Source organism: Veillonella parvula (genome assembly GCF_047241225.1).
Classification (GTDB): Bacteria; Bacillota; Negativicutes; order Veillonellales; family Veillonellaceae; genus Veillonella; species Veillonella parvula_O.
On record NZ_JBKTIE010000002.1, the window covers coordinates 74,134 to 99,287 of the forward strand.

The 25,154-nt window shown below is 39.4% G+C and carries 25 protein-coding genes and 9 tRNA genes; 3 read left to right on the top strand and 31 right to left on the bottom strand.

Translation table 11 applies throughout. The features are described from left to right. Positions 1-38 precede the first annotated feature (38 nt). The 11 genes from ilvD to ACLRYO_RS03785 all read right to left on the bottom strand — a co-directional run bounded on the left by ilvD (position 39) and on the right by ACLRYO_RS03785 (position 9,027). Complete coding sequence (ilvD, locus tag ACLRYO_RS03735; protein WP_119563366.1) at positions 39-1,709, bottom strand: dihydroxy-acid dehydratase; 1,671 nt, start codon at positions 1,707-1,709, stop codon at positions 39-41. 535 nt (positions 1,710-2,244) lie between these two features. Beyond that, positions 2,245-3,648 (bottom strand): DASS family sodium-coupled anion symporter, encoded by a 1,404-nt coding sequence (locus ACLRYO_RS03740; RefSeq protein ID WP_278607174.1) that lies wholly within the window; start codon positions 3,646-3,648, stop codon positions 2,245-2,247. Positions 3,649-3,664: 16 nt separating this feature from the next. After that, positions 3,665-4,108, bottom strand: a complete 444-nt coding sequence (locus tag ACLRYO_RS03745; protein ID WP_008602552.1) for a cupin domain-containing protein — start codon at positions 4,106-4,108, stop codon at positions 3,665-3,667. 68 nt (positions 4,109-4,176) lie between these two features. Next, the gene (locus tag ACLRYO_RS03750) at positions 4,177-4,485 is read right to left on the bottom strand and encodes a heavy-metal-associated domain-containing protein (protein WP_008602550.1); all 309 of its coding nucleotides are present in this window, start codon (positions 4,483-4,485) and stop codon (positions 4,177-4,179) included. Positions 4,486-4,499: 14 nt separating this feature from the next. Then, entirely contained in the window at positions 4,500-4,742 is a 243-nt protein-coding gene (locus ACLRYO_RS03755; RefSeq protein ID WP_008602548.1) for a twin-arginine translocase TatA/TatE family subunit, read from the bottom strand. 36 nt (positions 4,743-4,778) lie between these two features. Continuing rightward, a complete protein-coding gene (gene pgl / locus ACLRYO_RS03760) occupies positions 4,779-5,534 on the bottom strand; it encodes a 6-phosphogluconolactonase (protein WP_077707619.1) in 756 nt (251 codons plus the stop codon). A 170-nt stretch (positions 5,535-5,704) separates the two neighbouring features. Next, positions 5,705-6,496 (bottom strand): enoyl-CoA hydratase, encoded by a 792-nt coding sequence (locus tag ACLRYO_RS03765; protein WP_004696802.1) that lies wholly within the window; start codon positions 6,494-6,496, stop codon positions 5,705-5,707. Positions 6,497-6,586: 90 nt separating this feature from the next. Next, the gene (locus ACLRYO_RS03770) at positions 6,587-7,531 is read right to left on the bottom strand and encodes a hypothetical protein (protein ID WP_004696922.1); all 945 of its coding nucleotides are present in this window, start codon (positions 7,529-7,531) and stop codon (positions 6,587-6,589) included. Positions 7,532-7,638: 107 nt separating this feature from the next. Beyond that, the gene (rpsI, locus tag ACLRYO_RS03775; RefSeq protein WP_004695188.1) at positions 7,639-8,031 is read right to left on the bottom strand and encodes a 30S ribosomal protein S9; all 393 of its coding nucleotides are present in this window, start codon (positions 8,029-8,031) and stop codon (positions 7,639-7,641) included. A 20-nt stretch (positions 8,032-8,051) separates the two neighbouring features. Next, entirely contained in the window at positions 8,052-8,492 is a 441-nt protein-coding gene (gene rplM, locus ACLRYO_RS03780; protein ID WP_004695186.1) for a 50S ribosomal protein L13, read from the bottom strand. Between the two features lie 157 nt (positions 8,493-8,649). Next, entirely contained in the window at positions 8,650-9,027 is a 378-nt protein-coding gene (locus ACLRYO_RS03785; RefSeq protein ID WP_004696830.1) for a hypothetical protein, read from the bottom strand. Between the two features lie 217 nt (positions 9,028-9,244). On the opposite strand from ACLRYO_RS03785, the gene ACLRYO_RS03790 reads away from it, so the two are divergent. Continuing rightward, positions 9,245-10,450 carry an MFS transporter gene (locus tag ACLRYO_RS03790; RefSeq protein ID WP_004696857.1) on the top strand — a complete coding sequence of 402 codons (1,206 nt, stop codon included), beginning with the start codon at positions 9,245-9,247 and terminating at the stop codon, positions 10,448-10,450. Positions 10,451-10,536: 86 nt separating this feature from the next. Here the strand turns inward: ACLRYO_RS03790 and rpsD are convergent, their stop codons facing one another. Beyond that, positions 10,537-11,124, bottom strand: coding sequence for a 30S ribosomal protein S4 (gene rpsD, locus ACLRYO_RS03795; RefSeq protein ID WP_004696900.1), 588 nt, complete (start codon positions 11,122-11,124; stop codon positions 10,537-10,539). Between the two features lie 297 nt (positions 11,125-11,421). Between rpsD and ACLRYO_RS03800 the strand changes: the two genes are divergently transcribed. Both ACLRYO_RS03800 and ACLRYO_RS03805 read left to right on the top strand, forming a co-directional pair. Further along, positions 11,422-12,321: a LysR family transcriptional regulator gene (locus tag ACLRYO_RS03800; protein ID WP_004696868.1), complete on the top strand. Its 900-nt coding sequence runs from the start codon at positions 11,422-11,424 to the stop codon at positions 12,319-12,321. A 152-nt stretch (positions 12,322-12,473) separates the two neighbouring features. Then, the gene (locus ACLRYO_RS03805; protein ID WP_004695177.1) at positions 12,474-12,797 is read left to right on the top strand and encodes a YnfA family protein; all 324 of its coding nucleotides are present in this window, start codon (positions 12,474-12,476) and stop codon (positions 12,795-12,797) included. Between the two features lie 254 nt (positions 12,798-13,051). On the opposite strand, the gene ACLRYO_RS03810 is transcribed toward ACLRYO_RS03805, so the two are convergent. From ACLRYO_RS03810 to ACLRYO_RS03900, 19 genes are all read right to left on the bottom strand, one after another. Then, positions 13,052-13,127: transfer RNA gene (locus tag ACLRYO_RS03810), tRNA-Val, on the bottom strand. A 3-nt stretch (positions 13,128-13,130) separates the two neighbouring features. Then, positions 13,131-13,205: transfer RNA gene (locus tag ACLRYO_RS03815), tRNA-Glu, on the bottom strand. Positions 13,206-13,213: 8 nt separating this feature from the next. Then, positions 13,214-13,289, bottom strand: a tRNA-Asn gene (locus ACLRYO_RS03820). Between the two features lie 5 nt (positions 13,290-13,294). Further along, positions 13,295-13,369 (bottom strand) — tRNA-Gly (locus tag ACLRYO_RS03825). A gap of 3 nt (positions 13,370-13,372) precedes the next feature. After that, positions 13,373-13,448, bottom strand: a tRNA-Val gene (locus ACLRYO_RS03830). 3 nt (positions 13,449-13,451) lie between these two features. Next, positions 13,452-13,526, bottom strand: a tRNA-Glu gene (locus ACLRYO_RS03835). Between the two features lie 5 nt (positions 13,527-13,531). Then, positions 13,532-13,607 (bottom strand) — tRNA-Lys (locus tag ACLRYO_RS03840). A gap of 3 nt (positions 13,608-13,610) precedes the next feature. After that, positions 13,611-13,686, bottom strand: a tRNA-Asn gene (locus ACLRYO_RS03845). A gap of 5 nt (positions 13,687-13,691) precedes the next feature. Beyond that, positions 13,692-13,766: transfer RNA gene (locus ACLRYO_RS03850), tRNA-Gly, on the bottom strand. 200 nt (positions 13,767-13,966) lie between these two features. Then, positions 13,967-15,085 carry a nicotinate-nucleotide--dimethylbenzimidazole phosphoribosyltransferase gene (locus ACLRYO_RS03855; protein ID WP_278618705.1) on the bottom strand — a complete coding sequence of 373 codons (1,119 nt, stop codon included), beginning with the start codon at positions 15,083-15,085 and terminating at the stop codon, positions 13,967-13,969. Then, positions 15,082-16,119: a nicotinate-nucleotide--dimethylbenzimidazole phosphoribosyltransferase gene (locus ACLRYO_RS03860; protein WP_413084684.1), complete on the bottom strand. Its 1,038-nt coding sequence runs from the start codon at positions 16,117-16,119 to the stop codon at positions 15,082-15,084. The genes ACLRYO_RS03855 and ACLRYO_RS03860 overlap by 4 nt, the downstream gene beginning before the upstream one ends. 122 nt (positions 16,120-16,241) lie before the next feature. Then, complete coding sequence (locus tag ACLRYO_RS03865; protein ID WP_278618708.1) at positions 16,242-17,129, bottom strand: prephenate dehydrogenase; 888 nt, start codon at positions 17,127-17,129, stop codon at positions 16,242-16,244. A gap of 107 nt (positions 17,130-17,236) precedes the next feature. Further along, complete coding sequence (locus tag ACLRYO_RS03870; protein WP_278618709.1) at positions 17,237-18,583, bottom strand: MATE family efflux transporter; 1,347 nt, start codon at positions 18,581-18,583, stop codon at positions 17,237-17,239. Between the two features lie 207 nt (positions 18,584-18,790). Then, positions 18,791-19,663, bottom strand: coding sequence for a 2-oxoacid:ferredoxin oxidoreductase subunit beta (locus tag ACLRYO_RS03875; protein ID WP_004695167.1), 873 nt, complete (start codon positions 19,661-19,663; stop codon positions 18,791-18,793). Position 19,664: 1 nt separating this feature from the next. After that, positions 19,665-21,416, bottom strand: a complete 1,752-nt coding sequence (locus ACLRYO_RS03880) for a 2-oxoacid:acceptor oxidoreductase subunit alpha (protein WP_004698101.1) — start codon at positions 21,414-21,416, stop codon at positions 19,665-19,667. A 296-nt stretch (positions 21,417-21,712) separates the two neighbouring features. Further along, complete coding sequence (gene truA, locus ACLRYO_RS03885; RefSeq protein WP_278618710.1) at positions 21,713-22,498, bottom strand: tRNA pseudouridine(38-40) synthase TruA; 786 nt, start codon at positions 22,496-22,498, stop codon at positions 21,713-21,715. Then, positions 22,495-23,298 carry an energy-coupling factor transporter transmembrane component T family protein gene (locus ACLRYO_RS03890; protein WP_278618711.1) on the bottom strand — a complete coding sequence of 268 codons (804 nt, stop codon included), beginning with the start codon at positions 23,296-23,298 and terminating at the stop codon, positions 22,495-22,497. Before ACLRYO_RS03890 ends, truA begins: the two co-directional genes overlap by 4 nt. Next, positions 23,288-24,148, bottom strand: coding sequence for an energy-coupling factor transporter ATPase (locus tag ACLRYO_RS03895; protein WP_316584472.1), 861 nt, complete (start codon positions 24,146-24,148; stop codon positions 23,288-23,290). Before ACLRYO_RS03895 ends, ACLRYO_RS03890 begins: the two co-directional genes overlap by 11 nt. Further along, positions 24,148-25,056, bottom strand: a complete 909-nt coding sequence (locus ACLRYO_RS03900) for an energy-coupling factor transporter ATPase (RefSeq protein ID WP_316584471.1) — start codon at positions 25,054-25,056, stop codon at positions 24,148-24,150. The genes ACLRYO_RS03895 and ACLRYO_RS03900 overlap by 1 nt, the downstream gene beginning before the upstream one ends. Between the last annotated feature and the right edge of the window lie 98 nt (positions 25,057-25,154).

Genomic DNA, 25,154 nt, shown 5'->3' on the forward strand with positions numbered 1-25,154 from the left:
ACGGTCTCCTCTAGTTAGTATTAAATGAAAGTCGAGTATTAGTCTTCAAATACTTCGATAGCACCTTGTGCAGCAGAGGATACGTGAAGAGCGTATTTTTTAAGATATCCAGTTACATTGGATTTGAATGGTTTCAATGCAGCTTTACGACGAGCGATTTCATCATCAGATACAGCTAGTTCCAATTTACCGTTTGGAATATCGATGTTGATAATATCACCATCTTCAACGATAGCAATGGTACCGCCTGCAGCTGCTTCTGGAGATACATGTCCGATGGATGCACCACGAGTCGCACCAGAGAAGCGTCCATCTGTCAACAATGCTACATCTTTATCTAGACCCATACCAGCAATCATAGATGTTGGGGTCAACATTTCACGCATACCAGGACCGCCTTTAGGGCCTTCGTAGCGGATAACTACAACATCACCTTTTACAATTTTACCGCCCGTGATAGCTTCAACCGCTTCTTCTTCGCTGTTGAAAACCTTTGCTGGACCAGAGTGAACAAGCATATCTGCATCTACGGCACCAGCTTTTACAACGGAACCATCTACAGCAAGGTTACCTTTGAGAACCGCGATACCACCAGTTTCATGTACTGGATTATCCCATGGATGGATAACATCTTCATCCACAACATGAGCGGCCGCTGCAATTTCACCTTGTGTTTTAAGAGCAACAGTTTTGCAATCTGTATGAAGGCGACCATTTTCTGCTAAACGTTTCAACACGGCAGATACACCACCTGCAGCATACAAGTCTTCAATGAAATATACGCCAGATGGAGATAATTTAGATAATTGAGGTGTATTTTGAGCGATGCAATCGAAATCGTCTAAGGATAATGGTACACCTGCTTCATGAGCAATAGCCGGTAAATGAAGCGCCGTATTAGAGGAGCCACCCAAAGCCATATCAAGAGCTACCGCATTTTCAAAGGCTTCACGAGTCATAATATCTTTAGGGCGAAGGTTTGCTTTTAATACCTCTACCGCTTGCATACCCGCTAATTTTGCTAAACGCAAACGTTCAGAATATACCGCTGGGATTGTACCATTGCCAGGAAGGCCCATACCGAGAGCTTCTGTTAAACAGTTCATTGTATTTGCCGTATACATACCAGAGCAAGAGCCACATGTAGGACATGCCGTATTTTCGATATCAGCTAACTCAGCATCATCCATTTCACCAGTCTGATGTTTGCCTACGGCCTCGAATACGTCGGACAAACCAATCTTTTTACCTTTATGTACACCAGCGAGCATAGCCCCACCAGACACGAATACAGATGGGATATTAAGGCGCGCAGCTGCAATCAACATGCCTGGCACTACCTTATCACAGTTTGGAATGAATACCATCGCATCGAATGGTGTAGCCATAGCAGTAGCTTCGATGGAATCTGCAATGATATTACGTGTAACTAAGGAGTATTTCATGCCGATATGGTTCATTGCCAAACCATCGCAAATACCGATAGTATTGAACTCGATTGGCACACCACCTGCGTTGCGGATACCGTCTTTTACGGCTTGTACAATATTTTTCAGGCCTACGTGACCAGGGATAATTTCATTGAAAGAATTGGCAATACCGATGACGGGTCTACCCATTTCTTCATCAACAAAACCTAGAGCTTTTAGTAAAGATCTGTGTGGTGCACGTGCTACGCCTGTTTTCAAATTGTCACTTCTACAACTCATGTTAATCTCCTCACTTTTGAAAGCATCCACTTGGACAGCTTTCACGACGCATAAAAAAAGACGATTCCAATGAATCGTCTTAAAAGTTTACAAATGATATTCCTTTTGTTTACAGAATTCCTATATACATAAATAATCCTATGTACCCCTTGGAAAATATACACATAAGAAACAAACCATAGAGTCAAATCTTATTGATTGTATATTAAACCATTCGCGGAACTTCTAAGACAAAAACGTGTTAAGTTGTTGTTCATAATTCGAATGTCATTAATAATCACGACTAGCGCAATAATCAATAAGCTAATGACTAAACCTAACATGTTTCCTCCTAAAATATTCTGTAATATTAATCACGGAATAATAATAACACGTTATATTATCCCGCGCAAGATAATTCACAATAAATTCTATAGATTTATCATAGTTTTTTTATGAAGTTCACCATACCAAAAAACTATAGCAAACCTAGTAAGGTATAAAAAATATAGATATAACAAGAAAAATCCCTCACCGTAGTGAGGGATTAAATATATTATAGGATACCAAAGAGCCACATGCCAAAGGTGCCGCCCCAGAAATGAATGAGGAAGCTCACCACGGAAATAGCAAGACCTACACGCCACCATGTCCCTTGTGGCACATAGCCAGCACCAAAGAAGATCGGTGTTACACCCGAACTATAGTGAGTCAATGTACAGCCAGGACTGTTCATCAAACCAAAGAGCAATATCGTAAACGGAATAGGAGCCCCCATCGCCACTAAAATGGCCGCAAAGGCGGAGAATAAAGCCGTAATACGCGCCGTACCACTGGCAAAGAAATACTGAGAGTACACAAAGGTAGCGGAAATGATAAAAGACGCCCAGAACCAGTCAAAGCCAGCTAAATGTTGACTTACAAAATCTGCAAAGACAGCTACTACACCGAGTTTACCAAGCAGCCCAGCCATGCCCACGAGCGTACCCATCCAGATGAGGATATCCCAACCGGTGCGTTCACCCAAAATATCCTCCCAAGTAAGAGAGCCAGTTACTACACAAGCAAGAACGCCCATCATCGCAACAACTGTAGGATGAAGCTTAGTCCAAATCGCTGTAGCCCAAAGCAAGATGCAAAGAACAAAAATAATGGCAACAGAAATTTCAGCCTTCGTAATAGGACCAAGAGCATCTAGTTCTTTTTGAGCCATTGCTGCAGCCTCTGGTGTTTCCTTGATTTCTGGTGGATAGATTTTATAGATAAACCAAGGCATCAAAATCATACAAATCACACCAGGAATCACACCGGCTTGGAACCATTCCCACCAAGATATATCATAGCCGAATAACTTCGCCCCTAAGGACGTAATAAGTAAATTACCACTACATGCAGTCAAGAAGATCGTTACTGTAATGGTGTTAATAGTATGTGCCGTCGTCATCAAGTATGCCCCAATGCGGCGGGCCGTATTACCATAAGGTTCAGAACCAAAAGCTAAGGAAATATTTTGTACAATGGGGAATACAATACCACCTCCACGCGCCGTATTAGATGGTGTAGCTGGAGAAATAATCAAGTCCGTACAAGCCAACGCATAGGCAAGCTTTAATGAGCTTGTGCCAAAAGAGCAAATCAAGGTGTACGCAATACGCTTACCAAGGCCAGAATTAATAATACCTCGTGAAAAGAATACGGCCGCTACGATAAGCCACACATTCGCCTCTGCATAGCCACCTAGAGCCTGTACCATAGTGATGGAATTAGTGGCTACGGCTACAACAATACCAAAAAGCGCCATAATACCCGTTGGCCAGGGACGTAAGATAAAACCCACAATAGTAGCCGTAAAGATAGCTAATAAATGCCAACCTTCAGGCTTGATTGCCTCTGTATGAGGTAAAAACCAAATAACGAGGCCCACTAAAACGGTAAGGGCCGCTCGTGTAAAAGTATTCATAGAACCTCCATCAGGCTTAACAACTTTCCAAGAATTCTTTGATTTTAGGATTTGCTCGTAACATTTCCATCTCTTCAGGGGATAATAATTTTACCTTATCTCGATCTTGATTTACCAAGCAAAGAAAACCAATATAATCGCCCTTATTAGCACGGAACTGATGAATTGTTTTGCCTGGAATTTCGATAAAATCACCAGTTTCTACATCGTGGATTTCATCGCCCAATAAGACTTGCCCCTTGCCGCGAAATATCATAACCATATGCGTATGATCGTGATACTCCAAGGTAGAATATCCCCCTGGCAAACATTCAAAATAGCGGAATTGACACGGAATATCATAAGCACCATCGTATAATACTTGACGTGTTACATCTTTAAAAGGACTACCATCTTGTTTATATACCAAGGTTTCAATACCATCCCACTTAAAATTTTTAGCATCAAACTTACGTATCATCATATTACCTCTTTAAACAAAAAAGGGCTGCATCGAAACAAGGTTTCAATACAGCTCCATCGGTTCGATTATTTGAAGAGACGTTTCAAAGTGCCTAGTAATCCATGACTATGTTTTTGTACACCGTCTGCAACGCCTGTCACTTCAAAGCCAGTTCGTTCAATGGCTTTTGTAATAACTTCTACAGATACTTTTGTTGGATCAAAAGAAACGGTAGCTGTCTTTTCTGGCAAATCTACTTCTGCACTTAATACGCCAGGCAAACCTAGAGATGCACCTTCAACTGTTTCTTTACAGTTGTTGCACATCATCCCCGGTACAGTAAATACCTTTGTTACAACGCCATTATCTTCGCCACAACCACAATCTTTGCACATAGTGTTACCTCCTATTAATCCTTAGCTTCTTTATGTTTATCGTCGTTCTTAGCCCCTGCTGTCACATCGATAGTAGTCGCTTTCTTAACGGCTTCTTTCGTTTCATCAACAGCCTTTTTAGGCCCCGAAATAGCATCTTTAAACTCATTGATGCCTTTACCAATAGCTTTACCGACTTCAGGCAATTTACCAGGTCCGAAGATAACTAGAGCAATCACTAATATAACTATTAATTCAGGTGTTCCTATAGACCCCATATGTATCTCCTTTATTTTTACTACTACTTATACTCTTTAGTGTACATCATCATAGGCTGCCTTGTCCACATACCAGGTCATAGCTTCTTGTGAAAGCACTGCTCCAGGCAATACACGACCAATGCGTTTTTCCCAAGGTAAATCCTCGTAATCTTCGCGTTGATACAATACCTTTGTCAAAGCAGTTCGCTTACTTTCACCAGTTACGGTAAACCAAACCGCATCAGATTTTGCTAGGAACGAAAAGGTCATAGAAATACGTTCCCATACCTTTCCATCCTCAACGGCTACCACGTCTTGATCTGTGACACGCAATGCATGAGAACCTGCAAATAGGCCGGCTGTATGACCATCTTCACCAAGATCGAGCAATGCCAAATCTAGTCCACTTTTTTTACAAGCCTTGAGAACATTCTTAACCTCTTTCTCGTATTCCGCTGCCGCTTCTATTACAGTTTTAGAATCTGTATTGATTGGCAAAAAATGAGCCGCCCCTTTCGCCTTACACAACAAGTAAGGTTTCACGCGATTGAAGTAATTATCCTCATGAGATTGCGGCAAGAATCGCTCATCAGTCCACACAAAGAATATGCGTTCCCAATTGAGGCGTTCAATATATTCTGGGGAATTAAGCAATTCTAATAAACCATTAATAACAGTCCCGCCCGTAATACCAACAACACACGTTTCAGTGCGATTGATTTCCTCGTTGGTGAAAGCAATAAAATCCTCTGCCAATGCTTGAACTACATCGCTAGGGCTGTCATAACATTTAATTGTATCTTGAGCCATGTAATAATGACCTCCTAAAACTATTTCAATAGTTCTATTATATACACTTTTTCTGTGTAATGAAAGCAAAACCGATGTAACTCGATAGTTGGAGCCACATCGGTTCTAATTATATTTGTATTTACCTATGAATTACAGGAAATTCCATTCCGTATATTCATAAATCAATATTATTGTTGACCAAATTTAGGACGGCGACGCTCTGTGAAAGCACGTACACCTTCTTTAAAGTCCTCTGAAAGACCTAATGCACATTGGTTTTCTACTTCAAACTTCTTGTACTCTTCCCAACCTGCTAAGAAGCTATTCCACATCATTTCCTTCATAACGCGGTAAGATTGTGCGGGCCCTTTTGCCAACTTCTCAACAAGACGTCTTGTAGCAGTCTCTAGATCCTCTAATTCACAAACCTTATACACAAAACCCAGTTCCTTACCTTTTTCAGCAGATACGGCTTCACCGGTCATGACAATATGCATAGCACGGTTCATACCAATGGAGCGAGTTAACAAGAATAAACCGCCCGCATCAGGAGCAAGACCTACATTTACGAAAGCTTGAATAAAGCGTACGTTATTAGCAGCTACAACAAAGTCCGCCGCTAAAGCCATATTAAAGGCAGCACCTGCTGCAGCCCCTTGAAGGCTCATAATAACAGGTTTTGGTAACTTCTTCATAGCCATAGAAATCTCAGCTACTAGCTCAACGATCTCAAATAAAGACTCAGTATCCCCTTCGTTTACAGCGCGCTCCATCTCTGTTAAATCGCCACCAGCAGAGAATACTTTACCTTCTGCATTAATGAGCAATGCACGCACGCTTTCATCGTTGTGAGCTTTATCTAAAACCTCAAGAATCTCCTTGCACATTTCGATGTTAAAACCATTCGCCACAGCTGGACGATTAAAGGTCAACGTACCAATGCCGTTGTCTACTACGTACTGAATTGTATTATAAATCATATGAGTTCTCCTATATGAAAATCTATTTTCGAAAAAATTCGATTATATATTTCTATTATAGGAAAATAAAATGGGGATGTAAATGTGAAATTACTTTTTTTCACTAAAGCCAATATTAAATAGATTCTCGAATTGAGTAATAGATTCTGGCAAAATAGCCTTATACTCGGTATAGAATGTTTGTAGCTCTTGATCTGAAATACAAATTACATTCTTCATTTCTTCTAACTTATCAACCTTAGGTGCATATAAATAGATATAATATCCTTTATCTTCGTAATCCTTGAAAGAAAGAGCATTTAACGCTGGCGCTTTAGGACCTTTAACTTGTACAACAGCCTTCTTAACATCATTTACATCGCGTGAAATTAACTGACACTCAATTTTTACAGTCGTTGATTTATTAGCAATAGAGTTCGAAAGAAGATAATAGCCTTTAACAATTTGAAGGTAAGAAATTACCAACTCTTCCAACTCAAAATCTGGTAAGTTTGCTATTACATCATTCACTATACTTAAATTAATATCATAGTAGTTTTTACCAGATAATTTATTAAACACAAATTTAGAATATTCAATAATATTGATGATTTTTATCTTTTCAGTAATACCACCATTAGGTCTATTAAAAGATGCTTTTATCTGCCCAGGTACTTCAAGCCCAAATGCATAGGCTTCAACAGGTAAAATCGCTCCTATATCTAACGTTTTATTTAAACAAACTTTTGCGGTGCCTTTCACTCTACAAATCCAGTAAATCCCCTTCATATCCCGGGTCCAAAATAAGTCATTAACTTCTGCATAGCTAAAGACATTAAGTGCTGGGTTTATTTTCTTATGTTGACTATGTACATAGCCTTTTACTGCATTATAAAAATCAGTATATTGTCCAGATTCAATATTAACACAACTCCAACCTATAGCTAAAAATTGATTTTTACATTGATTTTTACCATGTAAGCAGAAATCAATTAATTTCTCCCGTTGATCTGTAGCTGTTTTTAAATTAATCCTCGTAACGTAATCCTTTTCCATACTGTTTCCCCTTAACAAATGAAATATATTTACACTATACCATAAATTAAACACAAAAAAACACCTGCAGACATTGTCTGCAGGTGTAATATCCTGTATTCCAAATATTAACGTTTGGAGAATTGGCTTGCTTTGCGGGCTTTTTTAAGACCGTATTTTTTACGTTCTTTCATACGTGGGTCACGAGTCAAGAAGCCAGCTTTTTTCAAAGATTGACGAAGTTCGCCATCTACGTCCAATAACGCACGGGAAATACCGTGACGAATTGCACCAGCTTGACCGGAAGGACCACCACCAGCTACAGTTGCGATAACATCGTATTGTTCAACTGTGTTAGTCAAATTCAAAGGTTGTTTTACGATCAATTCCAAAGTTTGGCGACCGAAATAATCATTAAGTTCACGTTTGTTAACAGTGATTTTACCTGTTCCCGGTACCAGACGAACTCTAGCAACGGAAGATTTTCTACGACCAGTGCCGTAATATTGTGCTACTGCCATTATATATTCCTCCCTCTAGATTATCGTACGGAAATTTCTAACACTTCTGGTTTTTGAGCTGCATGTGGATGCTCAGGACCAGCGTATACGTTTAATTTACGGTATTGTTGTGCACCCAATTTGTTTTTTGGAAGCATGCCACGAACTGCCATTTCAACAACACGTTCAGGTTGTTTTTCAAGCATCATGGACAATTTAGTGAAACGGGAACCACCTGGGTAACCAGAGTGACGGAAGTATTCCTTTTGTTCCAATTTTTTACCAGTTACGCGAATTTTTTCTGCGTTTACAACGATCACATGGTCACCAGTGTCTACGTGTGGTGTGAAAGTTGGTTTATTTTTGCCCCGAAGAACTTTTGCAACTTCGGCAGCAAGGCGTCCTAAAGTTTTACCTTCAGCGTCAACAACATACCATTTCCGTTCGATTGTGTTCGGATTGGCCATATATGTAGTTTTCATGCTGCATATCCTCCTAATAACGTCATAATTCTACCAAAATCAGCTTGTCCTTTGCTTCCGGGGCTAATGGAAACACGACTAAAGCTTACTCAAAATAGTATACAGATTTTATGGGTTTGTGTCAATTAAAATTTAGTAGTTATACGCTATCATCAAATTAATTTTTTAATATAGAATTACATTGCTGTATTACCTCATTCAATACGGTCTGATCAGTATTAAGAACAAGTTTAACCCAATTATCACGCCAACTACCTCCCAATTGAGCGTCTACTTTTATATGTCCATATGATTTGCATATAATATGGACATAATCATCCGAATCATCATAAGCAATACGAACCTCTCCATCTAATGTAATATATATTAATTTGAGTTGACTGATTAATTGTCTAAATTGATTTACAGTATAAACAAATGTGCCTCGTCCGGAAAAATCACCACTTTTAATATACACACTAAAGGCAATACACTCCTCTCGAGACTCAACATCAGCAATATATTTTTCTTCTAACTCAACACGTATAAAATCCATTAATCTCCTCTAAATAATAAAGAATGAATAGTCCCCTTTATTATCTTGCCTTAGCAAAAACCTACTTATATTACATATAACTTTATATTGTACAGGAAATTTATATATTTATATAGAATTATGAATATATAATATCAAAAATTGATAAAAGTTTAATTTAGATTTTGTAAAACAACACATATTATATCTGTACTTCTATAATCTAGGAGATGATAATATGAATCTAGAAAATAAAAACTCATTTCTCTTAAATAGTGCTCTATTTTTTTCAACAATGGGAAGCACAGCAACAACACTAGGCTTTATAACATATATATTTAATACCACCCACAGTCCTTTTAATACAGGGGCAGTTACGATAGCAACATTATTAGTTGGAATGTTATTAGGCCCATTTTTAGGGATACTTGTAAAAGAAAAAGGCTTAATGTGGTCTATGGTAGTTCCTGAAATAGTTTCGGGTTTTATATTATTAATTTTTATTTTCATAGATAACCTTTATCTAGTATATATCATAGCTTTTCTTATAGGTTTTAATAATAAAATTTTAGGAATCGCTAGACTTTCTTTTATACCTAATATTACAAATGATCTAGTCAAATTTAATGCACTGCTCCGGTCTATTAATCGTTTTGCATTGATAGGTGGTTCCTTATTATTTAGCGTTATAATTAATTACTCTTTAACGATGGTATTCGTTATTGATGCAATTACTTATATTATTTCAGCCTACCTACTTTATCAATTAAATAGAAATGTGAAAATACAATCATACTCAACTATCTCCCAAAAAACTATTAGACAAAATATATATGATCGAATTCAACTTTTAATAAAGGGATATAAATTATTATTCCTAAATAAAAAAATTAATTTTATAGTTTATTTGGGTATATTAGCTAGAATATTTTATATGTGTATTCCGATTCTACTATTAATATTTATTAAAGATATCTTACATTTAACTGATAGTCAGTATGGATATACACAAACAATCTCTAGGCTGGCATCATTCATTGTTTTTGGAATTCTTGCTAAATATTTCACCATTAACTTAGTAACGAGTTTTAAAAAGATTTTGTTTCCTCTTTTTTTACTATATGGGGGAAGTATTTTTTGCATAGGTTATATAAAAACAATAGAAGAACTTTATATTCTATATAGCATATCTGAAATATTATTATTTACAGCCGTTGTTTTAGTCCATGCATATATACAATCTATTTTTTCACAGGAAGAGTTAACATTAGCTAGCGGTTCTGTAAGTACAGGTTTTTCTATTGGATCAATATTATCAATAACTATATTTACAAGCTTAGCAAATGTATTACCTTTACATGATATATTTTTTATATGTGGATTTGGAATAATCATAAGCACTGCTATTATAATAGGTTATACTCGATTAAACTCTAAAATTTAATTTTTTATGATAGCTCTACTTTTATAAACAATACCCACAACATACAAAAACCCGCAGTGCAAAGCACTGCGGGAAATGACGCCAAATTATTTGGAGTACAATTCGACGATAAGTGTTTCGTTAACTTCGATAGGAAGTTCTTCACGTTGAGGAAGACGAGTGAATGTAGCTTTGAAGCCTTCCAAGTCTTTTTCAATGTAAGGAAGTTCGAAAGAACGAAGTTCTTGGAAGTTAGTTTTGAACAATTCGTTATCACGAGATGCTTCGCGCAATTCGATTACATCGCCTGGTTTGCAGGAGAAGGAAGGAATGTCTACGCGACGACCGTTTACCAAGATGTGGCCATGGTTTACCATTTGACGAGCTTGACGAATGGAGTTACCGAAGCCGATGCGATATACAAGGTTATCAAGACGTTGTTCCAAAAGGATCAACATGTTTTGACCTGTAACACCTTGCATTTTTTTCGCTTTATCATAATAGCGTACGAACTGGCGTTCTAGCAAGTTGTAGTAAGCTTTAACTTTTTGTTTTTCTAATAATTGTGTGCCATACTCAGACATTTTCTTCTGACGTTGGTCTTTTTTGACGCGATTCAAGGCTTTTGCGTGACCGAATACGTTCACACCAAAGCGACGACAAAGTTTGAATCGAGCCTCTCTTCTCGTTGCCATGTGATTATCACCTCATAAGATTAAAATAAACCTGTACCTATACATAATGGTACCCAAGTATAATATCATTTTCATCTAGTTATGTCAATTATCGATACTTGTGAAAGTCATTGAAATAAGTGCATAATCACAATTTTTAATTACACTTTTTTACGATAATACAACGTACTATATCGGTTGTGCATGTTTCATCATATTTTATAGATTTAGATGAAAAATCAATTATAGTATGCTACAATATGAATAAGTAAGGTAATAGGTATCATTGGAGTCTTATGTCTAAGTTGGGGGAATAACATGAAAGAGTTACCTACAATGCAAGAGCTACAAAGTTTTATTACCTATAATAAAACAGGAAGCTTTACATTAGCTGCACAATCTATGAATATTACACAATCAGCTTTCAGCGCTCAAATGAAAAAATTAGAGCGTTTAGTTGGTGTGAAATTAATCTCCCGTTCTACAAGAGGTAGCCGTTTAACACCAGAAGGTGAGTTATTCCTACCAGAAGCAGAACAAGTTCTCGACACATTGGAACGCGCTATCCAATCTATTCGTTTGGCTAGCAAGGTTGAACGCCCAATTCTAAACATTGGTGTATTACGTAGTCTTGGGGATATCCGTCTAAACGGTTACGTTTCCCACTTCTTCCAAAACCATCCTGAATTCTCTGTTAGTATTTACGATATGGAAGAAGAAGAATTGATGCTCGACTTACGAGAAAACCGCATCGATATTGCATTACTCTATTTACCTAATAATAAGGATATGTCCGCATACGAATCCACCGCGCTTAGAGAAGACGAATTTGTATACTATGCACCAAACTTAGTGAACGGTATGGAAACAGCCAGTTTAAAAGCTATCCAGCAACAACCACTGCTCATGTATCCACCTAAATACTTTATGTATCGCACATTAAAAAACTATGTTGGGAACGGTCAACAAAACCTACACATCCGCGGTAGCCGTCTATCCAATCCATATACAATGATCGACTACTGTCAAAAGAATAAATCTGGTTGCATCGTAGCACGCCAAATTTTAACGTCTTTAAACATCAATGATGGCTTTGTACCTTTAGAAAAACCATTCAAACTACAAGTGTGCTTCGCATTTAAGAAGAATAATTCTAAAACAGAAACCATGCATACCTTCATGGATTATGTGCACAGCGAATCACCACCACGTTTATAATAACGAATAGACCCCGTATACCTTTTGGTATACGGGGTTTTACTATAAACAACAAATGACCTATCTATACAAAACAATTGCCCTCTCTTGTCCTAAGTTGTACAATAGAGAATAGATTTCAATTAATACAGCAAGAATACAGTGAGGTTATTATGCTCTTATCTATTCTATTCTTTATACTAGCAGGACTTGCGGAAATCGGTGGCGGATATCTCGTATGGCTCTATATGCGTGACGACAAAGGACCTATTTACCTAATCGCAGGTGCTTTTATTTTATTCTTATACGGCATCATCCCCACCTTCCAGCCAGAAGCAAGCTTTGGCAAAGTATACGCAGCATACGGCGGCGTATTCATTGCCCTCTCTATTCTATGGGGCTGGCTTGTGGACGGCTTACGACCAGATATGTACGATATCATCGGCGGCCTTGTATGCCTCGTAGGTGTATATATCATCATGTATGCGCCACGTTAAATATGTAGTTTCCAGATGTGACTATAATAAAATTTATATTTTTTAGATATAACAATAACTAACTATATATTTTAAAAGTACAACCATAGCAACTATATATTTTTTACATAAAACTATATACGCATTACAACAAAAGGAGTACAACTATAACAGTTGTACTCCTTTATTTATCTACATAGCCATATGTATTTTTTATACCCATATGTACTTTTTACATACTAAAAAAACGGCTATCCGAAGATAACCGTTTGCTTTGGTGGACGATGACAGGATCGAACTGCCGACATCCTGCTTGTAAGGCAGGCGCTCTCCCAGCTGAGCTAATCGTCCATGTGGTGACCCGTCCGGGAATCGAACCCGGGATACCGCCGTGAAAGGGCGGTGTCTTAACCGCTTGACCAACGGGCCAATAAAAATGGCTCCTCGAGTAGGACTCGAACCTACGACCGATCGGTTAACAGCCGATTGCTCTACCGACTGAGCTATCGAGGAATGTATGGAGCGGGAAACGAGATTCGAACTCGCGACCCCCGCCTTGGCAAGGCGGTGCTCTACCGCTGAGCTATTCCCGCATATGGTGGACGATGACAGGATCGAACTGCCGACATCCTGCTTGTAAGGCAGGCGCTCTCCCAGCTGAGCTAATCGTCCATGTGGTGACCCGTCCGGGAATCGAACCCGGGATACCGCCGTGAAAGGGCGGTGTCTTAACCGCTTGACCAACGGGCCAGAAATGGTGACTCACCCGCGACTCGAACGCGGGACACCCTGATTAAAAGTCAGGTGCTCTGCCAACTGAGCTAGTGAGTCAAATGGCTCCTCGAGTAGGACTCGAACCTACGACCGATCGGTTAACAGCCGATTGCTCTACCGACTGAGCTATCGAGGAATGTATGGAGCGGGAAACGAGATTCGAACTCGCGACCCCCGCCTTGGCAAGGCGGTGCTCTACCGCTGAGCTATTCCCGCATACAGAACCGATAATTACTATAACATAATTATCAATCTGTCGTCAAGGATGAATTAAGTCCGTCCTGACTGCCATATAATAATATCAATTTACACATATAGTGTCAATGGTTTTTCCATAAAATGCAAGTAAATATTGGTTTAAAGACCATCGCCCACATAAGAAAAAGGGCGATGGTACAATCCCCCTTTAAAACGGGTTATTCTTTATTCTTTTGTCTACCTTTACCAGCCCCATCTTCGGCTACACTCACCTCCGCTTCAACGAAGGTTTTCATGTCATTTAGCATATGCATAGATGCATTGATAACAGATAGGCCCATGGTAGAACCTAAGGCTTCATCAATTAGCAGTTTATAGTCTAAATAAGGCTTTACCCCTAAGAAGCGACATTGTTCCTTATGTATGGGCTCATCATGTATAGGCTCATCATAGGCAGCCGACGGGAACACATAGTCCTTAACTAGCGGTTCAATGGTAACCGCCGCTAAAACAGCTGCACCAGTTACTATATTATCAAAGACTACAGCCATGCGATGGCTAGCAGCCCCTAAGGTAAAGGCCGTTAAAAATGCAATATCTAAACCACCCGCTACGTGAAGCAAGTTCAATACCGCATCACGGCGCTCGCTTTCACTCAAAGCAGACCAATCATCCACAGAAATATTAAATCGATCTACAAAAGAATGAATATGAGCAGCGCGTTGCTCTATCGTAGGGCCATATTCATTATGAACGAGAATATTCTCATAGGCACAACCTGTGATTGTCGCCGTCGTTACAAGAGAGTCCAGAAAGGCCCTCTCCCCTATATTGCCAATAGCCACCACTTGTAATCCATCTCTATGTAACTTATCTGCATAAGTAAACCCAAGCTCAATAGCACGGTCTAATTCATCGCGAGAAATAGCAGGTTCTACGCCAAAGAAATGGGACCCATTCCGAATCACCTGTTGCTCAATATTTGTTAAATCAGAAGTGTCTTGTTCTAGACCTACATTCACCACATGTACAACAGCATTTAATTTAGCTGCAGCCCCTTGTGTAGCTGTTCTTCCCTCATTAAAGCGTTTTATAGCAGCATAACTTTCACTACCATGTTGATCATTTTGCGGTCCATCTACCAAGTGATCAGCTGCCACAACGAGCACACCTTGACGCAAATGATTTGGTTTAGGGTCTCCTAAAATTCCTGCAAAACGCTCCGCTATAGTTTCTAACGTAGCCAGACTATAGATAGGCTTTGTCAAATTATCAATACGGAATCGACATGTTTCCATTGCTTGTGTATCTAACGGCTCAACTTTGAAAGTTCTCATTTATTACCTCCTGTAATGGCCATATACATATGCACCGCAAGATCTAGCATCCCCATTTGTATGGATCCACCAGAAGCCTCACCTAAACAAAGGCCTAAATCTACATAGGCTTCAAGGCCTAAATTTTCTAAGGAAGATTTGGCCGCTTTTTCAGCAGATAAATGTGAAGCCATCACATAATCCATCGCTTTTGGAGCCAATGTTTTAGCCACCAATGCACAAGCCGATGTATTAAATCCATCGATAATAACTAACCCATGATTTGCTGCAGCGCCTAAGATAACACCCACAATACAAGCAAATTCAAAACCGCCTACAGACGATAAAATACCAAGAGCATCATCCTTACTAATATCCTTATATTTTTCTAGCACATCATGAACGATCCGCTGTTTTAGTTTGAGTCGTTCATCGGAAATATTCGTTCCTCGTCCCGTCGCCTCTTCCGCTGTAAGTCCTGCAAACTTAGCGGTCATAAGGGCACTAGCTGTCGTATTCGATATGCCCATTTCGCCTACTAAAAATACATTGAAGCCTTCATCAATTTTTTCTTTTACGAGGCGAATACCCGTTTTAATGCCTTCAATCGCTTGTTCACGCGTCATAGCTGGCTCTTCTACAAAGTTTTTCGTACCCATCCCAAGTTTATGAATACGAAGGCCTGGAACCCAACTCATATCCGCATCAATGCCCATGTCGATAACTTCCATTTGAGCTCCACAGTAATTCGCTAGAGAATTAGCGCCAGCCCCCTTAGGAATCAGGTAATTTTGTGTCATCCCAACGGTCGTTTCTTTTGGATACGCACTGACGCCCATATCAGCTACGCCATGATCTGCAGAAGCAATAATCATACATGGTTTTGGCACGGTTACCTGCTCTTGATTTGTAGCCGCCCCATATTGAGCCACAACATCTACAAGACGACCATATAGTTCCACCGGCGATTCTGCATTCCAACTATTAAATATATGTTGTTCAATCTCTAGGCTGCGACCTGTAATAGCGCCACAAGTTTCTTGTAACAAACTCATAAAAGCTCCCTTAACATAATATATTTACATACTCATATCGATATATAGTATACACGATTCTTGATATATGTCATGTTTTTTCAGTTACATTTACTCTCTATAGGATACAAAACTACGCCATTTTAATTATCCTTGATTTGACCAGTTAAATACGGTAACTTTTCTCGAATCTCGCGACTTCGTTCAAGATAGCTTTCTAATGCTTGTCCTTCGTCATCTTGTGAAAGTATCGCTTTAACATGTTCAATTTCTGATTCAATTTGTGTAAGGCCTTCAATAACATTATGACGATTGCCATAGATAATTTCGCGCCACATAGATGGTAATCCACCAGCCACACGTGTACAGTCTCTAAAGCCCCCTGCGGACAATTTCATACGCAATTCGCCCAATTCATCGCCTCCCGAAACTTGTGTTAAAATAGAGGCCAATAAGTGAGGCATATGACTAACCATAGCCAGATATGCATCGTGAGCATAAATATCGACAAACTCGATACGAGACCCTAAGGCACGACCCATGTCAGCTAATTCTTGAGCTACTTCTTCACTATATACATCAGATGCCTTATCTTCTAACACAATCCAGCCCATACCTTTGAATAGGTTTTTATGAGATACTTCATACCCACCCTTTTCGGATCCTGCCATAGGATGGACAGATACGAAAACGGTCCCCTTAGGAATCGATTCATAAACGGCTCGTACAAAATTTTCCTTCGCACTAGATACATCGGTTACAACTTGTCCCGATCTAAATAGATGAGCCGTTTCAGTAAAAAGTCGTGCATTTGTATCAGGTGGCAAGGAGAACACAACGATATCTGAGTTCTTAATCAATGGCTCAACTTCAGTCCACGCAGCTTTTACCACACCATCTTGAATGGCCGCATCACAGACCTCTTGACGACGTGCATAGCCTACTACCTCATAATCTGTATATTCCTTTAAGGCCTTTGCCAAGGATCCACCTAATAGGCCTAAGCCAATAATGCCTACTGTCTTACTCATATAAACCTACTTTCAAGTAAAACTAGCAATGTCTATTCTCCAATATAATGCTAGTTATATTACATTATTATTTAGCTAATTGTAAATCAAAATTAGGGAGAATGAAATTAAGCTTCGATAAGATGCTTGTTTCTCCATTTACCGCTATACCAACGATATATAAACAATAAACCTCGCAAGATTTCATCAGCGGCCATGGCAATCCATATACCAACAAGGCCCCAACCCCAGTAAATACCAAATAGATACGATAATGGCACGGCGCATAACCACATGCCAAAGATTCCCACTAGCATAGGCGTACGAATATCACCGGCAGCCTGCAAACAACCAACCATAACGATATTTACTGCACGTCCTAACTCAAGAAAGATCTCAACCAGTAATACATTATGTGCTAACTCTAGGATTTCCGGATCCGAAGTAAACACAGATACAACAAAATCACTAGTCACATAGAAGAATGTAGCAAGACCTACGTTAATAGCAATCGCTAAATACATGGACTTCCATACACGACTAGTAACCTCCTCTTGGCGTTTAGCGCCCATTAGGAAACCTACGATAACTTGTGAAGCATTGGATAGCGCTATGGTGTATACATAACAAAGCATGGCGATAACAGATACATAAACTTTAGTATTAATAACTGCTAAGCCTAACATGTTGACCATTTTCATGATCGTAGCTTGAGATAATTGATAGCTCAATGTTTCTCCACCAGAAGGAACACTAATATGCAATAAAGATTTAACCGTATGCCACGGAAATGGTTTTAAGAATTTAAAGTTTACCTCTAAGGTTAATAATTTCTTAAAAGTATATCCAATAATCACGAGCCCTACGACTTTAGATAGCCATGTTGAAATAGAAACACCTAATACACCAAGGCTTGGTATTGGACCATGTCCAAAGATTAATACATAGTTTGTTAGAATATGAATGATATTCATCACAAGGGCAATGTACATGGTAACACGTGTTAATGAGTGACCTCTAAATACGGCCACTAACGCATAATACATCGCTTGTATCGGTAGCCCTGCAGCAACGATAGTAGTATATATCGACGTATCACTCATCGTTTCTGGTGGTATACCTAGCCATGTAAAGATCCATTCATGGCAAGTAATAAAGAATACTGCCGCTATAGATGAAAAGAGAAAATTCATCATTAAGCTGACCGTACATACCTCTGATAGCTTGGACTGGTTTCTCGCTCCTAAATATTGGGCAATCAAAATCGTCGTAGCTGTACTCATGACGATGATGAGCATAATAAAGATATTTAAAATTTGATTGGCATTAGCTACCGCTGCTACCGCTTGAGACGAGTAGTGACTCATCATCAATTGGTCTATATTACCTACTAGCATCTGTAGGAACACTTCAATAAATATAGGCCAACTCAGAGTCCAGATAGATAGACTAATCCCCTTTTCGTATGCTTTCATAAAAACCTCTGCAATGAATACGATACAATTGCAATGAGTATCATACAATGTCCTTATTATATCACGTTATATAACCACATGGGACAAATCGCAGAAAGCAATATACTAAATAGTTTTTCATAAAATAGTACATACAAAAAACGTGCCACCCGAAGGTGACACGTTTATTATGTAGACAAGCAAGTATCTATAGTGTTCTGCTAATGCTTATTTGAAGCCATTACAAAGGCTATCAAATAATGCTTGGTCAGGTTTTACAACATCTTCAGTCAATGGACGAGGATGTGGTCCGCCATTTGCTGCAGCCATTGCTTTTTCAAAGGAAGGTTTAGATGTATTTTGATAGATAAGGCCTGTAACCAAACCATCAGTATCACCCAAAGTTTTAAGCGCTGTTGCACGATCTGTTGGGTCATAACCTTCAGGCAATGCTACTAAATGTTCTTTGAACCAATCATAGCTATTGCGTTTGTTGTATGTAACACATGGGCTAAATACATTGATGAAAGAGAAGCCCTCATGATCCATAGCTTGTTGAATCAAATCAACGAGCTCTTTACGATTCACCATATAGCTTTGCGCTACAAATGTAGCACCTGCTGCAATCGCAGTTTCACAAACGGACAATGGAGACTCAAACGCACCATGAGGAGTTGTTTTTGTAACAAAACCGATGTCAGAACGAGGGGATGCTTGACCTTTAGTCAAACCATATACATGGTTATCCATTACTACGTATGTCATGTTTACATTACGTTTAAAAGCATGAATGGTGTGACCCATACCGATAGCAAACGCATCGCCATCACCAGAGAATGCAATAACTTCTAGGTCTTGGTTAGCAAGCTTAACGCCTTGCGCATAAGGAAGCGCACGGCCATGAGTTGTATGCGCACCATAAGCATAGAAATAGCCACCGATACGGCTAGAACAACCAATACCGGAAATTACGGCTAATTTTTCTGGTGGAATATTTTTCGCTACTACAGCGTCAGTAATCGCCGCTTGAACCCCATAATGGCCACAGCCTGGACACCAGTTAGGACGAATATCATTTCTGTAATCTTTAGCTGTTGTCATATTATAGGACCTCCTTAATCGCATTTTTCACATAACTTTTTGTGAATGGATTACCATCGTATTTCAAGCAGCTAGAAATCTTATGTTTCTTATGCATGTTGATTTTAAATAAGTTAGCCAATTGACCAGTTTTATTGTGTTCTACAATAACTACTTTTTTCGCCGCATCAAAGAACGGTTGTAATTGCTTTGCTGGGAATGGTTTAATTAAGCGCAATTGTAAATGGTTAACTTTAACACCTTCTTGATCGAATTCAGCAACAGCTTCTTCGATAGCACCACGACTAGAAGCCATACCTACAACGAGTACATCCGCTTCATCGTATTTAGCATTGTTCAAGAATGGTTCATAATTGTCAGCTACAGTTTCCAATTTACGGAAACGTTTATCAGTTTGCGCTACGTGCATTGTAGGCGCTTCTGCTGGTTTACCTTCTTCATTATGCTCTAAACCTGTGGAAAGGAATAGACCATTTTTCATACCTGGAATTGTACGAGGAGAAATGCCATCTTCAGTCAATTCAAAGCGTTTGAAATAGTTAGGTTGTACCAATTCAGGAAGCTCAGCCTCTTTCATCATTTTACCTCGATTAATAGGTACGCGGTTCAAATCGAAAGAAGGAACGGATTGTTTATTCAAACCTTGTTGTAAGTCAGGCATAAAGATAACTGGACATTGGTACATTTCTGCCAAGTTGAAAGCTTTTTGAATTTCATAAAAGCATTCTTCGATAGATGTTGGAGAAATTACGATACCAGAGTAGTCGCCATGTGCATTGTAGCAAGCCGCATCAATATCGGATTGTTCAACTTTTGTAGCCATACCAGTGGATGGACCAGAACGTTGAACGTCGATAACAACCATTGGCAATTCAGCCATAGAAGCCATGGACAAGGATTCTGCCATCAAGGAAAGGCCTGGACCAGAAGTACATGTAAAGCCGCGAACACCTGCGTATACGCCACCCATAGCTGTCATACACGCTGCGATTTCGTCTTCTGTTTGAACAACAGTTGAGCCCAACTTATCCATAGTTTTAATCATGTATTCCATAACTTCAGATGCTGGCGTAATAGGATAAGACGCCATAAAGCGGGAGCCTGCTGCAATAGCACCAAGAGCACATGCTTCGTTACCTAATAAGAACATTTGATCTTTCTTACCAGGCGCTGGCAATGTATCGATTTCAACATCGCCTAATTTTTCCATTACAAGGCTATGACCATCATCGAAAGCAGCCAAGTTTTTATCAATAATCTCTTGGGATTTCTTTGCAAATTTCTCAGTAATAGCATCTTTAAACATCTTAGTATCAAAGCCAAGAAGCGCTACGGACATCCCAAGTGCTACGATATTACGCATCAACAAAGAGCCTTGTTTCATTGCTGTTTCAGAGATAGGCAAAGATAAGCAATTAATCTTTGTACCTTCAAATTTAGAAAAGTCTGGATTAACTTTGCTATCACAGATGATATATCCACCATCACGTACTTCGGAACCGTGCATATCAACGGTTTCTTGATCAAGGGAAAGCAAGAAGTCTACCCCTTCACCAATGGACATAATTTGTTCCAATGCTACGCGCAATGCGAATGTAGTATGACCACCTTTGATGCGAGATGCAAATAAACGTTGGCTATACAAAGAGTAGCCTTCTTTAGCAAGGATTGTGGCCATGATTTCACCGCAACTCTCGATACCTTCACCTTGTTGGCCGCCCATTTTCCAGATAAAATCTTTACGTTTTTGCAAGAGATTCACCCTCCTTAGGATAAAAATTACACTGCTGACAAGAGTCTACCTTACTATGTTAATGTTTTATAGTACGAACCTGTCTTATATCGTCATTGTATCATGTATATTTTAGGTTTACAATGTATCATTTCACATAATAATAGGTATAAATTAAGGTATTATAACTAAAAATTATAAGAGAAAAAGGATACCACTTTTTAAGTAGTATCCTTTTAGTATTTATGCTTATCGTTTTATATTCAGACGGCAAAAAAAGAGTCTATATAAAATTATATAGAATATTTATTCTCGAATCATCTAAAATATTTATTTCGTAACACCTCTTGTTGACGCTCCTCAGTGAAGAATATTTCTTCTAAACATAAGCCTTGAGCGGGTGCAGTTTTCCCTATAGCACGCCGGTTTTTAGCAGCTAAATATCCTTTAATATCCTCAACCTTGCGACGACCAAGACCTATATCTACAAGTAAGCCTGCAATATTACGGACCATATGATATAAAAAGCCATCACCGATCACAGAAATCGTCACCTGTGAACCTCGGGACTCAACACGAATCCCCATGATTGTCTTTACAGGATCCGCAGGAGTTGAGTTCGTTCCCTTTAGGGTTGTAAAGTCATGCGTACCTACTAGTTCATTACCTGCAGCCTGCATACGAAGAATGTTTAAAGGCTTTTTCACATGCCAATGATATCGCTGCGTCAAAGGATCTGCAATGAGCTGATTATGAATCGTATATACATACTCTTTACCGTATATATTCCACCGTGGCTTCCAATCTAGCGAAATTTCTACCGCTTCTAGAACGACTATATCCTTAGGAATATGAGCTATCATAGCACGAGGAATATTTTCTACTGGTATAGTGCCCGACGTTTGAAATGTACAAACTTGAAATTTAGCATGCACCCCCGCATCCGTACGAGAGGCACCATAAATTTGAATAGGTTCATTACAAATACGTGATAAACCATATTCCAAACAACCTTGTACCGTTAACCCCTTATCATTAGGTTGCTTTTGATAACCTGCTAAATCTGTACCATCATAAGCCACTATGATCCGTATATTTCTCATAGGCCAAGCCACCATAATGCAATGAGTATAATCGTAATCAAGACAACAGCACCGACGCCGATATAATCGACATAGGTAACTTGTAATTCTTTCATACGTGTACGATTGACGCCACCTCTATAACAACGCGCTTCCATAGCGATAGCTAATTCATCAGCCCGTCGAAACGCACTAATAAATAATGGCACTAAAAGTGGCACCATATTTTTAGCCCGTTGAATGATAGAGCCTGTCACAAAGTCTGCACCACGAGCAGATTGTGCTTTCATAATACGATCTGTCTCATCCAATAAGGTAGGGATGAAACGCAGCGCAATAGTCATCATCATGGCGATCTCATGAGCAGGAACACCTATGCGACGGAACGGATTGAGCAAGTGCTCGATGCCATCAGTTAAGCGAATTGGTGATGTGGTATAGGTCAACAAAGAGGAAAACAAGATTAAGAAGATTAAGCGTGCCGCCATTTGAAGGCCCATTGCCACGCCATGGTCGGTAATATTAATAATCCCCCATTGAAAAATTGGATTCCCTGGTGTCGTAAAAATGTGAATCCCCATAGTAAATACGATGATAATCCAAAGCGGTTTAATAGCAGACCACATAAGGCGCAATGGCAAACGCGATAACAGCATTGCAAATATGGTAAAACCACCAACAATACCATATGCTAACGGAGAATTCGCCAAAAATATGGCTACAACGAATATGGTAGTAGCAATAATCTTTGCGCGTGGATCCATGCGATGCAAGAAAGAGTTTCCTGGGAAGTATTGACCAATAGTAATATTATTTAGCATGGTTACCTCCTTCGAGAATTGCTTGTACCGCATCATCTACAGATAGTACGCGATTAGACACATCAAAACCTTGTTCGCGCAAATATTCCATGGTAACAGACACTGGCGGTACATCTACACCGACAGCCTGTAATTCATCACGATGATTATTAAAGATGTCCATCGGTTCACCATCGAGAACGATACGCCCTTTATCGAATACTACAAGACGGGAAGCCATACGAGAAATATCTTCCATATTGTGAGATACAAGAATTACAGTGATTCCCTTTTCTTTATGAAGTCGAATGATTTCTTCAAAGATTTCTTCCCGACCAAATGGATCAAGACCAGCAGACGGTTCATCGAGCACAAGAAAATCTGGATCCATAGCTACTACGCCAGCAATAGCCACGCGGCGCATTTGACCACCAGATAAATGGAATGGAGAACGTTCTGCATATGTATCGTAATCGAGCCCTACGAACTTCATCGCATCTCGCACACGCTCATCTACATCATCAGCACTAAGACCTAAATTTTTAGGACCAAAGGCGATATCTTGCGCGATGGTTTCTTCAAACAATTGATGCTCTGGATACTGGAATACCATCCCCACTTTATGACGCATTTTTTTTGCTTCCTCTGTGGAGGCGCTAATATCTACACCATTGACAGTAACTGTACCAGTTGTAGGATGTAATAACCCATTTAGATGTTGTACAAAGGTAGATTTACCGGAACCAGTATGACCGATAACACCTAGAAACTCGCCATTTTCAATGGTAAGAGATACACCACGAAGTGCAGTCTTTTCAAAAGGGGTGCCCACGCCGTAGGTATATGTAATATTATCTAATACGATTGCCATTAGTGGGTTGCCTCCCCTCTTGGAGCATCTGTTGAGTGTATAGCGGATAATTGCTTGCCTAACTTTGAGCCTTTAAGGCCCTTTGCTAACTCTTCATTATTAATGATACTCTTACCCACTTCATAACCTTTAGCATTCAATTTGAAAGCAATCTCAGAGGCTACCGGTACATCGAGGCCCAGCCCTTTTAAAGTATCTACATGGCTAAAAATTTCACGAGGCGTACCATCATGTAATTTCACACCATTTTTCATAACCACAACTCGGTCTGCCGTAACAGCTTCCTCCATGAAGTGCGTAATATATACAATCGTAATGCCCTCTTCCTTATTGAGCTTGTGAACCGTTTCAAGCACTTCGCGACGACCTTTTGGATCGAGCATCGCTGTTGGTTCATCAAGAACGATACAATCAGGCTTCATCGCTAATACACCTGCGATAGCAATACGTTGTTTTTGTCCGCCCGATAATAAATGGGGACCATGTTCTCTATATTCAGTCATATTAACAGCAGCTAATGCTGCATCAACACGTTCTCTAATTTCTGCACTAGGAATACCTAAGTTTTCTGGACCAAAGGCAACGTCCTCCTCTACGACGGCCGCTACGATTTGGTTATCAGGATTTTGGAATACCATTCCTACATGTTGGCGAATATTCCAAATATGCGCTTCATCCCGCGTATCAAAGCCACATACATTGATATGACCTTCACTAGGTTGTAATAACACATTAAAATGCTTGGCAAGCGTACTTTTACCACTGCCATTAGTTCCAATGATACAAACAAATTCACCACGCTTAATGGATAGATTCACATCATCCAAGGCACGTACATCATTGCCGTTTTCATCAGTATAAATATGACTCATATGATTGACCTCAATCATAATGTCTTGTTCATTCATGGATAACCTCATATCTTTCTAGTCAATTTCGTTTCTATGAAAGTAGAACCATTTGCATCATCTATCATACTCATGTGGTGCATAATCCCCATATTTCA